Source organism: Rhodococcus sp. MS16, from assembly GCF_013277795.1.
GTDB classification, from domain to species: Bacteria; Actinomycetota; Actinomycetes; order Mycobacteriales; family Mycobacteriaceae; genus Rhodococcus_F; species Rhodococcus_F globerula.
In genome coordinates this window covers 944,652-962,857 of record NZ_VBTM01000005.1, presented here as the reverse complement: position 1 = coordinate 962,857, position 18,206 = coordinate 944,652, and the positions used below count along the sequence as shown (strand labels likewise).

The 18,206-nt window shown below is 62.4% G+C and carries 2 protein-coding genes; both read left to right on the top strand.

Annotation, left to right across the window (positions count from 1 at the left end):
• Nucleotides 1–29: 29 nt before the first annotated feature.
• Nucleotides 30–17,297: a non-ribosomal peptide synthetase gene (locus tag FEZ60_RS17100; RefSeq protein ID WP_172936568.1), complete on the top strand. Its 17,268-nt coding sequence runs from the start codon at nt 30–32 to the stop codon at nt 17,295–17,297.
• Nucleotides 17,294–18,205: a glycosyltransferase gene (locus FEZ60_RS17095; protein WP_172936567.1), complete on the top strand. Its 912-nt coding sequence runs from the start codon at nt 17,294–17,296 to the stop codon at nt 18,203–18,205. Before FEZ60_RS17100 ends, FEZ60_RS17095 begins: the two co-directional genes overlap by 4 nt.
• Nucleotide 18,206: the final 1 nt, after the last annotated feature.

Genomic DNA, 18,206 nt, shown 5'->3' with positions numbered 1-18,206 from the left:
GTGGATGTGTGAATTGGGGATGACGAGCGATGTCGGTAGTTGTTGGTGGCGCTCGGGATTTCTCGAATCTGCCGGCCGGGGCGTTCGAGCTGTCCGCAGCGCAGAAGAGTATCTGGTTCGCACAACATGCGGCCGGCTCCGTTCCGATCACGATTGCTCAGTACGTCGCGATCGACGGGGATCTCGACGCTGATCTGCTCACCGAGGCAGCCAGACACACCGCCCGTGAACTCGGAACGGCGATGATTCGTTTTGTCGCGGCTGAGCCGGTGCCGTATCAAGTCGTCGACGACACTCAGCGTGACGAACTGATCAGACTCGACTTGCGTTCCGAATTCGATCCCGAGGCCGCCGCTCAGGAGTGGATGCAGGACGAGTACAGCACGCCCATCGACATCGTTCGGGATCGATCGATCGAGGTGGCGCTGATTCGTGTCGCCGATCGCAGGCACTTCCTGTACGCCCGCATCCATCACATCGCGCTCGACGGTTTCGGCGCGAAGACACTTGTCGACAGAGTTGCCGAGCGCTACACAGCGGCGGTGGCCGGTCGTGAACCCAGGCCGAGCAAGGCGGTGCCGTTGCCGGAAATCGTCTCCGATGAACAGAAGTACCGACAGTCGAGCAGATTCCAGCTGGACGCGAAGCACTGGGCAGAGCGGCTACGCGACCTACCCGATCCGATCAGTCTGGCCGATCGAAGCGGGACGCTCGACACCCACTCGAAGGTGGTCAGCGGAGCATTGCCCGCGCAGACGGCCACCGCGATCGACAGCGCAGTAGTGCGTCTGACGGCCACGTTTTCATCGATAGCCGTCGCATCCACAGCGCTCTACTTCGCAAAGATGACCGGCAGCTCCGATGTAGTACTGAGCTTGCCGGTCTCGTCGCGAGTGAATGCTCTGTTGCGCAACTCGGGCGGGATGGTCTCCAACGTCGTTCCGATCCGATTGTCAGTCACCGCAACAACAACGGTTGCCGATCTGGTGGCGGATGCGTCGTTGGAGCTGACAGGCGCACTCCGTCATCAGCGGTATCGATTCGAAGATATGAGGCGGGACGCAGCCGATCGCGGGGAGATTCAATCCTCCGGCCGGCGTGGGCTTTTCGGACCGGCCGTCAACATCATGATGTTCGGCAACGAACTCACTTTCGGATCGATGACCGGACGATTGCACATTCTGTCGACCGGGCCGGTCGAGGACCTGTCGATCAACGTTTATCCCAGCGTCGCTGACCAGGAATCGCGCGTGGACTTCGAGGCCAACCCATCGTTGTACAGCCGCGCTGAGCTCGCGAATCACCACAGTCGCTTCCTGCAGTTACTGGATCGATTTGTCAACGCGCCCAGTGATCGGCGCGTCGCCGAGATTTCGCTTGTCGGAGAAGACGATCGGCGTGACCTGGTACCTGCGTACGGTCGACCCGCCCCGGAACCCACTCTGATGCAGAACGTCCTCACGGGCGCCGTCAGCCGTCATCCGGACAGCCCCGCGATAGTTCACGGGGACGAGGTTCTGACCTACCGCGAAGTCGGCGCCCGCGCGAACAAGCTCACCCGGATGTTGCTGGCCCGCGGTGCCGGACCGGGAAGTTTTGTGCCAGTGGTGCTGCCGAGGGGGCCGCGACTGGTTGTCGCAGAACTGGCAGTGCTCCAGTCCGGAAGCGCATTCGTCCCCATCGATCCGGACCTTCCGACGGCCAGGATCGAAGCGACGATCGCCGATTGTGGCGCTGCCGTGGTGATCGCGGCCGGTCGGAACTGGCCGTATCACCCGATCACTGTGGATTTCGACGACGAGCTCGCGCGATCCGAATTCGCTTCCACCTCTGCGGCTCCGATCACCGACGCTGAGCGTCCTCGCATTCGGATCAGCGATGTGGCATACCTGATCTACACCTCCGGTTCGACCGGAAAGCCCAAAGGTGTGGCGATCACCCATTCCGGGATCGCGTCGTTCGCGGCCGAGCAACAGCATCGCTACGGTGTGAAACCGCACTCTCGCACATTGCAATTCGCGTCTCCCGGATTCGACGCATCCATCCTCGAGCTGATTCTCGCATTTGGAGCCGGGGCGGCAATGGTGATTGCACCCCCGTATCTCTACGGCGGTGAACAGCTCACCGATTTCCTGCGTGCCGAGCGAATCACGCACGCGTTCTTGACGCCTTCCGCGCTGGCCTCGGTGGAGCCCGAACAACTCCCGGACCTTGCTGTGGTCATTGTCGGTGGTGAAGCGTGTCCGCCGGAACTGGCAGCAAAATGGGCGCGCGGGCGCGCGATGTTCAACGCGTACGGACCGACCGAGTCGACAATCATGGCGACGGTTGCCGGACCGTTGGATCCTGGTGCACCCGTTGATATCGGTTATCCGATCACCGGTACGTCGGTGGTGGTGCTCGACAAGTTCCTGCAGCCGGTTCCTCGGGGCGTCACCGGCGAGCTGTATGTCAGTGGCAGGGGACTCGCCCGTGGTTACCATCGGAGACTATCCCTGACTGCCGCAACTTTTGTGGCAAACCCACTGGCGGCCAACGGTTCCCGGATCTATCGGACCGGAGACCTGGTGCAGTGGACACCCGAGGGTACGTTGCGTTATCTCGGGCGCGCCGACTTCCAGGTGAAAATCCGTGGTTTTCGCATCGAGTTGGGTGAGATCGACGCGGCGCTTACCAGCCACCGCGACGTGGAGTCGGCAATCACGATCACCTACGAAGGTGGGCCGTCCGGTGATTCCGCGTCGCTGGTCTCGTATCTGCTTCCCGTCTCCGGTCGGGCGATCGACACTGCCGGTGTCCTCGCACACGTGCAACCGCTCCTGGCGTCGCACATGATTCCCTCTGCGCTGATGGTGATCGATCGGATACCGCTCACCTCCGCCGGCAAGCTCGATCGGACGGCTCTGCCGGCGCCGGTGTGGAACCGGGCCCCGTATGTCGAACCCGCACCTGGTTTGGAATCACTGGTTGCTGCAACCTATTCCGAGTCGACCGGAGCAGACACCGTCGGAGCGCACGACGAATTTTTTGCGTTGGGTGGAAACTCACTGACAGCTACTCGGGTGGCGAGTGTGCTCGGGCGAGCGCTCGGCACCACAGTGGCTGTGCGATCGATTTTCGAAGCGCCGTCGGTGCGTGCGCTTGCCGGCAAGCTCGCCGGTCTCACGCCGGAGGCCGGCCGACCCGCATTACGGCCCATGCCTCGAACCAGCCCGATCGGTGTTTCGCCCGCACAACACCGCATGTGGTTTCTCAATCAATTCGACACCGGCTCAGCTGCATACAACATTCCGGTGGCAGTTCGACTGTCGGGTGAACTCGATCATGTGGCTCTTGCCGGTGCATTCGGCGACGTGGTCGATCGACACGAGGTGCTGCGCACGAGCTATCCGGATTCACCGGACGGACCGATTCAGCGCATCGCTCCGATCAGCGACCAGGCGACGGGGCTACCGTTGCGGGAGGTCTCACGGGAAGATCTGGCCGGCGAACTCGAACGCTTCGCGCGTCGAGGGTTTGACGTTTCTTCCGAGATTCCCTTTCGCGCCGCCTTGTTCAAGGTTGGGCCGAGCGAACATGTACTGATCCTCGTCATCCACCACATCAGTGCCGACGGGTCCTCGACGGCGCCCCTGGCTCGCGATATCGCTCAGGCGTACCTGGCTCGGCTCGAGAACCGAGATCCAGGCTTCGAGCCCTTGCCGGTTCAGTACGCGGATTACACTCTCTGGCATCGAGAATTGATGGGCAGCGAACTCGATCCGCATTCGTTGTCGAGGACGCAGACCGAGTACTGGTCACGGCAACTGGGCGGCCTTCCGGTTCGGTTGGATCTGCCAAGCGACCGTGCTCGCCCAGCGCTTGTGTCGACCAGCGGGCAGGCGTTCTCCGGCTCGATCGACGCCGATCTGTTCGCACGGGTCTCGGCGCTGGCAGTACGCTCCGGTGCAACGGCTTTCATGGTCATGCACGCGGCGTTGGCCGTGCTGCTGGCCAGACTCAGTGCCACGTCCGACATCTCGGTGGGCACTCCCGTTGCAGGACGCGGCGATCCAGCTCTCGACGATCTTGTCGGCATGTTCGTCGGCACGGTGGTCTTACGTACCAAGGTGCATGCGCACGAGACGTTCTCGGCACTCCTCGACCAGGTTCGAGACGTAGACCTCGGGGCGTTCGCGAATGCCGACATACCGTTCGAGCGTTTGGTGGAACTACTCAACCCGGAGCGTTCGGCCGCACATCATCCACTTTTCCAAGTTGGATTCTCCTATCAGAATCTCAATTCCGGATCGTTGGTGCTCGACGGTCTCGACGCCGAGATCATCGATCTGCAGCTGGGTATTTCGAAGTTCGACCTGCACTTGACGTTGTCCGAGAAGGCCAGCCCGACTGCGCCGACCGAGGTGCACATGCAGTGGGACTATGCCGACGCACTCTTCGACGAAGAAACTGTCGCCCGGTTCGCTCACAAGTTCGTGCACATCCTGGAAGCCGTAGTCGCGCAGTCGGATCGGGTGATCGGCGATATCGATCTGACCACCGATCGATCGACGACCGTGATCGGTGCGCTCAACAACACGCGCCATGCTCTGCCGCCCACGACCCTTGCCGACCTGCTGTCCGCTCAGGCAGGCGCCACCCCCGACGCGATTGCTCTTGTCACGGACACGATGTCGATGTCCTACGGCGAGTTCGCTTGCCAGGTCGAAGATCTGGCCAGGACGCTGATCTCGAAGGGGATCGGAACCGAGGATCGTGTTGCCGTCGCCATCGAGCGTTCGCCGGCCATGATGGTGGCACTGTGCGCGGTACTGCAAGCGGGTGCCGCGTACGTACCCGTCGACCCGAGTGCTCCCACCGAACGGATTGCGCGGATTCTGTCCTCCGCGTCGCCCGTCTTGATGCTGACCGTAGAAGCGGTCCGTACCCAGTGTGAGGCTGCGGCCCGAGTCAGCCCGGTCGACGTCTTGGTGGTGGATAGCCAAGGCGTGCCCGCCGAGAGGTCTGGTCCGATCACGGACCGAGTCAGGATTCGCCCCCTGCGACCGGACAACACGGCGTACGTGATCTACACGTCGGGATCGACGGGAATGCCGAAGGGCGTCGCGGTTTCGCATTCGGCGGTAGTGAATCAACTGCTCTGGAAGCAGGATCGGTACCCGCTCGGCGGCACAGACACCGTGCTTCAGAAGACGCCGATCACGTTCGACCTGTCGGTGTGGGAACTGTTCTGGCCGTTGATCAGCGGCGCGCGGTTGGCGCTCGCCCGGCCGGACGGACATCGTGATCCGGAGTATGTCGCCACGGCGATGCGTGACTTCGAGGTCACGACAGCACATTTTGTTCCCTCGCTCCTCGACGCGTTTCTCGAATCCGGTGGCGGAGTGGATCAGCCGTCGCTGCGCCGTGTTCTGTGCATCGGTGAAGCGTTGCGTCCGCACACTGTTGTAGAACTTCGACGCAATCTCGACGTCGAGATTCACAACCTCTACGGACCGACCGAGGCAGCGGTGAGCGTCACTGCGTTCGACTGCGACGACGTGCAGGACGCCACCGTCCCGATCGGCACACCGGTGTGGAATACACAGCTGCTGGTGCTGGATTCGCGTCTGAAGCAGGTCCCGCTCGGCGTTCCCGGCGAGTTGTATCTCGGCGGTGCGCAGTTGGCGTCGTGGTACGAGGGTCGGGCGGATCTGACCGCCGAACGATTTGTGGCGGGACCGTGGTCCGGAGAAGGACGACGGATGTACCGCACCGGTGACCTGGTTCGCCATCGTAAGAACGGTGTGCTGGAGTACCTGGGCCGTAATGATTCCCAGATCAAACTGCGGGGCCAGCGCATCGAACTGGGGGAGATCGAAGCGGCGCTCGGCCGAGATCGGCGTGTGCGTGCGTGCGCGGTCATCGTCCACGAGTGGCGGTCGGCTCCGGAATCGGCGTCCTTGGTGGCGTACATAGTTCCCGCAGAGGGCGCCACCTTCGACGGATCAGCCGTTCTTGCCGATCTCAAGGGTGTGCTGCCGGGCTACATGGTGCCCACTGTTCTCGAGGTTCTCGACTCGATCCCACTGAATGCGAACGGCAAAATCGATCGGCGGACTTTGCCGGAACCGACTCCCGTGCTTCGTGAATACCGCTCGCCGCAAGGGCACGTCGAACAGCAGGTTGCCGAAGTCATCGAGGAGATCCTCGGGATCGAGAACGTCGGACGAGCCGACAATTTCTTCGAGATCGGTGGAAACTCACTGGTCGCAACGAGGGTGACACACAAGCTGACGGGAGTGTTCTCAAGGGAGGTTCCGATCCGGGCGCTTTTCGAGGCTCCGACCGTTGCCGAGTTGGCCCATTGGATCGAGAGTGCGCCCCGCAGCTCGGCCGCCTTCGGTGTGCCGCCGCTGCCGCCACCGCCGCGTCCGGACATTGTGCCGCTGTCCGTAGCGCAGGAACGTATGTGGTTTCTCGGCCGGCTCGATCCGCAGTCGCCGGTGTACAACCTCCCGGTTGCCCTCGGTCTGGACGGCGATCTCGACCCGTCGGCCTTGGCGACGGCGATGTCGGACATCGTCGATCGTCACGAGGTGCTGCGGACCTACTACCCGGAGTTCGATGGTGTTGCCCGCCAGCATGTTCTCGACGCGCCGTCGTGGATTTTGCAGCCGGCAGTCGACGTCGAACCGGAGAACGTGGGCGAGCTGATCGCGAAACTCGCCGGTCGGGGCTTCGATCTGACCCGCGAGGTACCGCTCCGCGGGGTCCTGCTCCGGATCGGTGACCATGCGCACGTTCTCGTGCTTGTGGTGCATCATATTTCGGCGGACGGTCTGTCGATGGGCCCCTTGATCCGTGACCTGATGAGTGCGTACTCGGCACGGGCCAACGGCAACGCGCCGGCGTGGTCGCCACTTCCGTTGCAGTATGCAGATTTTGCACTATGGCAGCGGAGTCTTGTATCCGATACCGCGACCGCTACCGGGCGCTTCGACGGACAACTCGAATACTGGCAGTCGGCGTTGGCCGACCTACCAGCGGTGCTTGATCTGCCAACAGATCGGCCCCGCGGTCAGGTGCGCTCTGCCGAGGGCGACACTGTGCGGTTCCAGGTGAGCGGCGACGTGCACCAACTGTTGCGAGGGTTCGCTCGTTCGCGCCGCACAACTCTGTTTGCCGTAGTCCACTCTGTCGTCGCGGTTCTGTTGGCACGGTTGTCCGGTCAGGGCGACGTCGCGGTCGGTACGCCCGTTGCCGGACGTACCCATGAGTCGGTGGACAACCTCGTCGGAATGTTTGTCGGCACAGTGGTTCTGCGTACTGCCGTCGATCCGGACCTCTCGTTCGACGACCTCGTGGCGCAGGTGAGTCGCTCGGACATCGAGGCGATGAGTAACAGCGATGTTCCGTTCGAACAGGTTGTGGCCGCACTCGATCCACCGCGCTCGGGTTCATTTCACCCGCTTTTCCAGGTGATGCTGGCTTTTCAGGATGCGGTTCCCACAGAGATCGAATTGGCCGGGGTGAGAGCGCGTCCGATCCCCATCGATCTACCGGTGTCGCGTTTCGATCTGCATCTGACTGTTGCGACAGATCCGGATCCGGAGCAGGCGCTCGACGTCCTGCTGACCTACGCCGTTGATATCTTCGACCGGGCGACGGCAGTGTCCATTGCGCAGCGATTCACCGGGTTGCTTGCGACGTTGGTCGCTGATCCCGCCGCCGGGATCGGCTCGGCGGATATTCTCGGGCGCACCGAGCGAGAGCTGATCCTCGACAATTGGGGCAGTGGTCCCAAAACTGTTGTCGGAGTGCCCTGCACGTACTCCGAGTTGCTCGCCGAGCGAGCTGCACCGAGCAGCGACGCCGTGGCGTTGAGATCGGCGGATCAGGTACTGACCGAAGACGAATTCCGATCTCGGGTGAACAGCTTGGCCAGGCTGCTGATCGATCGCGGAATTGGTCCGGAAAAGATAGTGGCACTGGAACTTCCGCGCGGAATCGACCTTGTCGTGTCAGTGCACGCCGTGCTGGCCGCTGGTGGAGCCTATCTACCGGTGGATCCCGGCCTGCCTCGCCCGAGGATCGACGCGATGATGTCAGCTGCCGGTGCGACGCTGACGATCACCGAGGCGGTACTGGCTGAATTCGACACTGCGCATTACTCGTCCGATCCGATCGAGGATTGCGACCGCATACGCCCGCTGCTCGGTGGACATCCGGCATACGTGATCTTCACGTCTGGTTCCACCGGTGAGCCGAAGGGCGTTGTGGTGTCACATGAGAGTCTGGTCAACCGTCTGACGTGGATGAGAGATGATTACTCCCTCGAGCGAGAAGACGTGTTCCTGCTCAAGACACCGGCGACGTTCGACGTGTCGGTGTGGGAGCTGTTACTGCCTGCGGTGATCGGGGCAACGCTGGTGATCGCCTCGCCGGACGGCCACCGCGATCCGCGATATCTGGGGGAGTTGATCGACCGGTCACAGGTGACGGTGGTTCACTTCGTTCCTTCGATGCTGGATGCATTTGTCGGCTCTCATGTCGAGAGCGCACCCATGTTCCGGAGCCTGCGCATCGTATTCACCAGTGGCGAGGCACTGTCACTGACGAGTGCTGCCGCGCTTCACCGTTTGGCGCAGGTCGAGATGCACAACCTCTACGGCCCCACCGAGGCCGCTGTGGACGTCACCGCAGTCGAGGTGCCTCGCTCGGTGGCTCTGGACGGGCCGGAGATCTCGATAGGCTCCCCGGTAAGCGGCACCGCTGTTTACGTCTTGGATTCGCGATTGAATCCCGTCCCTGTCGGCGTTCGTGGAGAGTTGTATCTGGCGGGCGTTCAGTTGGCGCGGGGCTATGTCGGGCGGAGCGATCTGTCAGCCGGTCACTTCCTCGCGAACCCGTTCGCCCCGGGCACGCGGATGTACCGAACAGGTGACGTGGTCGCGTGGCGTGCTGACGGGACCCTCGAGTATCTGGGGCGCAGTGACTTCCAGGTGAAGCTGCGAGGTCAGCGACTGGAACTGGGGGACATCGAGGCAGCCTTCGTCGGACTGCCGGGTGTTGCCGGTGCGGTGGCAACGGTCTACGAAAATCCGGCGACCGGTGCCGAAATCGCTACCTACGTGGTGCTTACGGGTGACATCGTTCCCGACACGGCACAACTACTGGCGGATGTGCGGCAGACTTTGCCTGCGTACATGGTGCCCAGCTCGGTCACAGTGCTGAGCGAACTCCCGCTCGGATCTACCGGCAAGCTCGATCGCCGAGCCCTGCCGACTCCGGAACGGCCGATCGACCGAGTGGTTCTTGCACCGCGAAACGCGGCCGAAGCCGCGATCGCCGAGGTGTTCCGCGCGGTGCTGGGCCACGACGAGGTGAGCGTCGACCGGGACTTCTTCGATCTCGGCGGAAATTCGCTGGTGGCCAATCGCATAATCGGTGAGGTCAACGCGCGGATGGGCGCGGACCTCCGATTGCGCGATATTTTCGACAATCCGACAGTGGCCGGGCTGGCAGATGCACTCGCGCAGTTGCCTCGCCGCGTCGAGGAGTCCGCGCGTCTGGGGGAGCTGGCTCGGCCGGAGCGGCTGCCGCTCTCGCCGGCTCAACAGAGAATGTGGGTTCTGAACCGACTCGATCCCTCGTCGGCGGCCTACAACATCGCTGGGGCAGTAACGGTGAACAACGACCTGAACGTCGCGGCACTTGTTGCGGCGGTAGGTGATCTGGTGATCCGGCACGAGGTTCTGCGCACGGTGTATGTCGAGAGCGGCGACGGCGTCGCACAGGTCGTCCAGGAAGCGGACGCACCAGGTACCGACAGTGCGGCAGTCACTTTCGAGGACTTGAGCGATACCGGTTCCGAACAGCGCACCGCGCGGATTCGTGAGTTGATCTCGGGCAGCTTCGATATCACTGCTCGTGGGCCATTGCGGGTGCACTGCCTCCGTGTCGGTACAGACCGCCACACACTCGTTCTGGTACTGCATCATATTGCCGGAGACGGCGCATCGATACCGATCCTGTTGCGGGAACTGGTGCAGGCGTACGTTGCTCGAGTTTCGGGCGGCAGCCCGCAGTGGGCTCCGCTGGTGCATCAGTATGCCGATTACGTGTTGTGGAATCGTGCGGCGATCGGTGACCCACGCGATCCGCAGTCTGTTGCGGGGCAGCAGCTTGCATACTGGCGAGAAGCGCTTGCCGACGCTCCGGCCCTGCTCGAACTTCCGTGGGACAGGCCACGAACCGATCAGCCCACTCAGCGCGGAGCGCGGGTCAGTTGCCCTCTGACGCCGGCTGTCCGCGAAGGCTTGGCAGATCTCGCCCGAGCGCAGCAGGTTTCGATGTTCATGGTCGTGCACGCCGGTGTGGTGGCCTTGCTGTCCCAACTGGGCGCGGGGTCGGACATCGTTGTGGGGACACCGGTTTCGGGCCGAAACGACCCGCGTTTGGCCGATACGATCGGCATGTTCGTGGGAACGGTGGCGTTGCGTACGGCAGTTGATCCCGTTGCCTCGTTCGGCGAGCTTCTTGCCGTGGTGCGCGCACAAGATCTCGCGGCGCTGGCAAACGCAGACGTCGCGTTCGAGCACGTCGTGGAGGCCGTCGGAGTGTTGCCGATGCGAAGCCACCACCCGGTGTTCCAGAGCACGGTCACGGTCGACGAATCGGCTGCAGACCTGGTGCAGATTGCGGCCGGCGATCTCGGCGGCGTCGAGGTGGAACCAATCGACACCGGTTCGGTGCGCTTCGACCTCGAGTGGAGCGCAACGTCAACGCTGGGTGTCTCGGGCGAACCTTCCGGGCTGGATCTGGAATTGGCCTATGCCACAGACCTGTTCGACGAGTCGACGGCTCAGAGCCTGGTAGATCGGCTCGCACGCGTGTTGAACGTGGTTGCGGCCGATGCAACGATTGCCGTGCGTTCGATCGATCTGCGACTTGCCACGGATCAATTTCCGGAGGCTGTGCCGTTCGACGGAACGCGGCTGACGTTGCCCGAGATCCTGGAGGGTGGGGTTTCGCTCGGCACGACGGCACTGATCGATCCTGACCGTGGCGGACAGTTGTCCTACGTCGAGTTGGACCGAGCGTCGAATATTCTGGCGCGCACATTGATTCGACGCGGTTTCGGTCCGGAATCCGTTGTCGCGATTTGTGTACCCCGCTCGTTCGACTACGTGATTGCGGTGTGGGCAGTAGCAAAGTCCGGGGCCGCGTTCCTTCCCGTCGATCCGAATTACCCGGCCGATCGCATCGTGCACATGCTCGAGGATTCAGGTACGACGCTAGTTATAGGGTCTGACGTGGAACGGGTTCTGTCGGCGAATCTTTCTGCTCGGATCGAGGTGTTGGACCTCGGTGATCTGCGGAGCCGGAGTGAGCCGGATGGTGCCCCGATCGTGGACAGCGACCGACGCTCCCCGATCCGTTTGTCCAACGTCGCATATCTGATCTACACGTCAGGCTCGACCGGCACGCCGAAAGCAGTAGCGGTCACTCACGGCGGCCTGTCCGCATTTGTGGAGGCGCAGAAGCACTACGGAGTCGATGCCCGTTCGCGCACTATGCAATTCGCGTCGACGAGCTTCGATGCCTCGGTACTCGAGTTGCTCTTGGCGTTCGGTGTGGGTGCGGCGATGGTTGTCGTCCCCGACGACGTGTACGGCGGCACAGAGCTGACGCAGCTCCTTCGCGAACAGCACGTCACTCACGCTTTTGTAACCCCGTCTGCGTTGGAGTCGATGGATGCGCAACACCTACCGGAACTGTCGGTGGTCATCGTCGGCGGTGACCAATGCTCCGAGGCTCTGGTTCGGACGTGGGGCGCCGGGCGACGGATGTACAACGCGTACGGACCTACCGAATCCACGGTGATGGCAACACAATGCGGTCCGATGGATCCGTCAGTGGCGGTGTCGATCGGCGCTCCCGTAGTGGGTACAACGGCCGTGGTGCGTGGGGACGGGCTTGTGCCGGTTCCACCGGGTATCGAGGGTGAGCTGTATCTGTCCGGCGCTGCGTTGGCCAGGGGTTATCACGGAAAACCAGGCCTGACGGCGTCCCGCTTCGTCGCGGACCCGGACGGCGCTCCGGGTTCTCGCACCTATCGAACGGGCGACCGGGTACGTGTGACGGGTTCGAACGCCGCTACTCGAGAGCTCCGGTATTGCGGGCGCGGCGACGATCAGGTGAAGATCCGGGGTTACCGGATCGAATTGGGTGAGGTGGAGTCGGCCGTAGCGACTTATCCGAATGTCGCTGCTGCGGTGGCGATCGCCTACCGTGGTCCGCAAGCATCCGAACCGGTGCTGGTGGCGTATGTGCTCGCTCACCGAGGTGTCGAGATTGAACGTGCAGGATTGCGCGCACACCTCGCGGCACATCTGCCGACGTACATGCGTCCGGCATCGATTACGTTCATCGATTCGCTGCCTGTGACGCCGGCCGGAAAACTGGATCGAAAAGCCCTGCCTGAACCTGTTTTCGAGCAACGTGTGTACGTGGCGCCGCGAACCGATGACGAAATGACACTGGCCGGCATCTTCGAAACAGTGACCGGCTCGGCAACCGTGGGTATTCACGACGGATTCTTCGAGATCGGCGGCAATTCCTTGCTTGCCACTCGATTGGTAGCCCGTGCAAACGAGGCATTCGACGCAGGGTTGAGTGTGCGTGATCTTTTCGACGCACCCACAGTGGCGGAGTTGGCACCACGAATCACTCGAGGTGCTTCGTCGCGTCCACCGCTGCGCGCGCTTGCACGTCCCGAACGCGTCCCGTTGTCGCTTGCGCAGCAGAGGATGTGGTTCCTCAATCGTTTCGATCCGACGTCGGCTACGGAGAACATTCCGATTGTGCTGCGTGTGACGGGTGACCTTGACGTGGTAGCGCTCGGGTCGGCGATCACGGACGTCGTAACACGGCACGAGGTGCTGCGGACGGTGTACCCGGATGCAGTGGCCGGTCCGTATCAGGACGTGCTGCCGCCGTCATCGCTCGACGCGGAGTTGCAAGCCGAGTGGACTCCGGAAACTTCTCTGCACGAGCGTATTCTGACGTCGGCGAGAACACCCTTCGACGTCACCGCGAGGGTTCCGATCCATGTCGACCTGCTCCGGGTGGGTGGCCGAGATGCGGATGCAGTTCCCGTCCATGTACTGGTGCTGGTTGTTCACCACATCAGTGCCGACGGCTATTCGATGGCGCAGCTGGCGGCAGACACGATGACTGCGTACGCGGCTCGCATCAGCGGATTCGCACCTACGTGGGCGCCACTCGCGATCCAGTACGCCGACTTCGCGATCTGGCAGCGAACGGTGCTCGGTGACGAGAAGGAATCGGGTTCGGTTGCTGCGCAACAACTCGGCTACTGGCGCGGGCAACTGAGCGGTGCCCCGGAAGTGCTCGATCTTCCCTGTGATCGTCCTCGGCCTGCACGGCAGTCGTTTGTGGGTGCCAGATATCAGTTCGAGGTGAACGCAGAACTGCACACTTCGCTGCGCGATCTTGCCGCTGCTCGAGGCGTTACGGTATTCATGCTCATGCACACCGCTTTGGCGGTGCTCCTCGGGCGACTTGCCGGCACCGATGACGTCACGATCGGAACTCCCGTCGCCGGCCGCGGCGAGCAGGCTCTTGATCCGGTGGTCGGTATGTTCGTCAATACCCTTGCGCTGCGGACGGTTTTGCCGCCGTCAACGAGTTTTTCCGATGCGATCGACATGGTGCGAGAAGTGGATCTCGGTGCATTTGCCAACGCGGATATCCCCTTCGAACGGCTGGTGGAGGTACTGGAGCCGACAAGGACACAGGCTCATCATCCCCTGTTCCAGGTCGCACTCTCGTTCCAGAACCTTGGCGATATGACCTTTGCCTTGCCGGGACTGGAGGTGTCCGTCGTCGATCCGGATATCGAACTGGCGGAATTCGATCTCCATCTGACCCTGGTTCCCGGCGCAGACGGCAAATCGGGACCATTGGCGGCGCAAATTGTCTACGCCACCGACCTTTTCGATTCCGGTACCATCGCCGACTTTGCCGATCGCTACCTCCGGATCATCGATTCCGCAATCGATTCTGTGGACCTCCCTTGTGGAGATATCCCGCTGCTGTCGAGTGCGGATCATCGCCGCATCGACGGGATTGCCAGTGGTGGAACCGGGTTGGTGCACGGAGCTGTGACACTTGCTTCCGAGTTTCACGCACAGGTCGGGATCAGTCCGGACGCACCCGCGATCACCTCTGGCGATGAGACGCTGAGTTACGCGCAGATGCAGCAGCGGGTATGCGCGCTGGCGCGGTATCTCGTCGAGCTCGGAGTTGGGCCGGAAACTCAGGTGGCAGTTGCTGTTCGGCGTTCGATCGACCAGGTGATCGCGATGTACGCGGTGGTCGAGGCGGGCGGCGCCTACGTGCCGGTGGAACTCACGCAGCCCACAGAGCGAATTGCGCTCGTGTTGGACACGGCTGCACCCAGCGTGGTGGTGACCGCAGGTGGTGCGGACGGAGTGGGCAGTGGAAGTTGGGTGGAGGTCGACCTTCATACACTCGATCTGAGCGGTCATTCCACAGGTGCGATGACCGATGTCGAGCGCCGCGCGCCGCTGCGTGGTGATCACCCGGCATACGTGATTTTCACGTCAGGGTCGACGGGTGTACCCAAGGGCGTCGTGGTACCCCATGCCGCGGTGGTCAATCAGTTGCGCGGGATGCAGCAGGAATACCCGATGGACGCGTCGAGTGCCGTGCTCGTCAAGACGTCGGCAGGCTTCGATCTGTCGATCTGGGAGTACTGGTGGGCGCTGCACGTGGGTGCCAGACTCGTGCTGGCACCGCAGGACTCGCAATTCGAACCCGAGGTGTTGCTGTCGGTCATCGAGAAGGAGTCGATCACCGACGTACATCTTGTTCCTTCGATGTTGCTGATGCTCACGGCAGCGGCCGACACCGGATTTCCCGAATGCGTGCGGAATGTGCTGTGCATCGGTGAGGAATTGCCGGTATCACTTGCAGCGAGGTTCGGCGCTATATCCACTGCGAGCCTGCATAATCTCTACGGTCCCACCGAGGTAGCGGTCAGCGCCACTCGGCATCGTGTGTCCGGCGCCGACACCCGCGCGATACCTATCGGCCTGCCCGAACCGGGTGTGTCTGCGTACGTTCTGGACTCTCGTTTGCACCACGTTCCGGACGGAGTAGCGGGCGAGCTCTACTTGTCGGGAATTCAGTTGGCACGTGGATACCTGGGTCGTTCGGCGCTCACTGCCGAGCGCTTCGTGGCGAATCCGTTCGGTGCCCCGGGCGGTCGGCTCTACCGCACAGGCGACCTTGTCAGTCGTCGCCGCGACGGCTCGCTGACTTATCTGGGCCGCATCGACCTGCAGCTCAAGCTCCGTGGATTCCGCATCGAGTTGGGAGAGATCGAGTCCGCACTGGCCGGCTATCCCGGTGTGGGAGAAGCAGTGGTGAGCGTCTACTCGCCGAACGGTGCCGACGCGCGACTCGTCGCCTACGTGAGCGCACCGAGTTCGGATCTGTTCGATCTCGAGGAGCTGGACAAACACCTTCGGTCCCGGCTGCCGGGATACATGGTGCCTTCCGTCGTCGAGGTGCTCGAGCAGTTGCCGCACAATGCAAACGGCAAAATCGACCGCGGCCGTCTGCCCGAGCCTCGAATCCCGCAGCGGGAGTTTGTTGCGCCCACGAATGCAACGGAACGATTGGTTGCCGCCACGGTTGCCGACGTGCTCGAACTCGAGAGCGTCAGCATGAATGACAACTTCTTCCAGGTCGGCGGAAACTCTTTGCTGGCAACACGAGTGGTTGCACGGCTGCGAGAGTCCGGTTCGGCAGAGATCGCGGTCCGGTCTGTCTTCGACGCGCAGACCGTCGCCGAACTGGCGGTTCTCGTCGGCGCCGCGGCGAGCAGTGCCGACCGTGGACCCGATTTGGTGAGGCGTCCGGCGGGCGCGGTAGTACCCCTGGCGCCTGCGCAGGAGCGAATCTGGGCGGCAAATCGCGCCCAGCAGGGCAGTGATTGGAATGTGCCGATTGCGTTGCGTCTACGGGGCAAGATCGACCACACGGTGCTGGCTGCAGCCGCTACCGATCTCTTGACCCGCCACGAATCGCTCCGCACGATCTATCCGCCGACGCCGGACGGACCCGTTCAGGTTGTCGTGCCAGTGGCCGACGTCTCCCTGGATCTGCAGCCGAAGCAGGTGTCGGAGTCGGAGTTGGCTGCGGTGCTGCACGGGTTCCTCTGGTCCGACTTCGACGTGACCACCGACCTTCCGTTCCGAATGCAAGTGCTGCAGTTGGGAACCGAGGAGTTTGTTCTCGCCATCGTTGTGCACCACATTTCCGCGGACGGGTATTCAATGGGGCCGCTGACGCGTGATGTTCTGATCGCGTATGCCTCACGTAGCGCCGGCCTCGAACCCTCGTGGCAGGAATTGCCGGTTCAATTCGGTGACTACTCGGTCTGGAAGCACAAGATTCTGGGTTCGGCGCTCGATCCGGACAGTGAACTGAATCGACAAGTTCGTCACTGGCAGAACGTTATCGGCCGGGAACCGCGTCCGATGCTTCGATCCGATCATCCCAGGCCGGCGGTGTGGCAGACGGCAGGCGAGACCGTCGAGTTCGACGTCGATTCGCAGTTGCATGCTGATTTGACGGCGTATGCGCACGACCGGGGCGTCAGTCTGTTCATGATTCTCCAAGCCGCGTTTGCCGTTCAACTGAGCGCCCTCGCCGAGAATCCCGACGTTCGGGTAGCGACGGCAAACGCCGGTCGTGGCGATCGGCTTCTCGACGACATGGTGGGTAACTTCGCCGAAGACGTACTCATGCGGATACACGTCGACAAGGGGATCGCGTTCGATGATGTTGTCGAGCAGGTTCGTTCGTCGTTGCTCGACGGTTTGGCTCATCCCGACATCTCGGGCCCGCGGTTGATCGAGGCGCTGGGCTTGCCGGAGTCGGAGTCGATGAATGTGCTCTTCCCTGCGACGCTGATCCTCCAACGTGCCGAAGCCGGAATCGACATCGACGCCCATGGTCTGTCGGTTCGATCCGAGCCCTTCTCGAACTGTGTGGCGAAGCATGAATTGGAATACGCGATCACCGAACACTTCTCGGATAACGTGCCGAGTGGACTGACTGGAGCCCTGGTCTATCCGGTGGCGTTACTGCGTCGCAGTAGTGCCGAACAGATAGTGCGGGACTACATCCGGATAGTGGAGTCGGTACTCTCGGCCGAAGGTCGTACTGTCGAGGAATTGGGGAGACAACTCACATGAGTAGCCATGTGGGGAGAAATTCGGCAAGGTCGGCAGGCTCAGCAGAATCCATCTCGGTGGTGATTGCAGCCTTCCACGCGTTGCCTCTCCTCGACGAGCAGTTGCACGCACTGGCGGGTCAGGACTTCGACGGCCGTTTCGAAGTGGTGATCAGTGACAACGCGGGCGAGTCTGCGCTGCGTACGCATGTGGAGGAGCATCCGCTTCGCGATCAACTGGCACTTCGCTGGGTCGATTCCTCGTCGGTGCCGGGAACGTCGTCCGCGCGTAACGTCGGTACGCGGGCGAGCCGGTATCCGTTTGTGGCGTACTGCGATCAGGACGATCGCGTTCATCCCGGGTGGCTCACCGCTATGGCGTCGGCGTCGGCGTCCTTCGATCTTGTTGGTGGCCCACTGGAGAAACACACCCTGAACGACCCGGTTGTGGCACGTTGGCGTGCGTTACCGGAACCTGACGAACTTCAAGTGCTCGGTCGTTTCCTACCGATCACCTTCGGCTGCAACCTCGGCATCTGGCGCGAGGTATTCGACGATATCGGGGGCTGGGACGAGAGCTATCCGGCAGCCGGAAGCGATGTCGAGTTCTGTTGGCGCGCGCAGATAAAGGGCTACACCTTGGGTAACAGCCCCGAAGCGATTGTCGCCTACCGCTTTCGGACGGGTATGCGCGAGTCGTGGCGTCAGGTGGTGAGTTACGCCGAGGAAGAAGCCAGAGTGGCGCGGCAGTACGACGCTCCTGGCCGCGCCTGGTACTGGCCGCTCGTGCATGCCGGTGTCGTGGTGGCATTGCTGCCGGTGTGGCCTTGGGCATGGTCACGTAGTCGTCGGGGCGAATGGGTATGGACCACCGGTAATCTGGTGGGCCGGATCAAAGGCAGTATCAAGTACCGCATCGTCTATCTCTGAC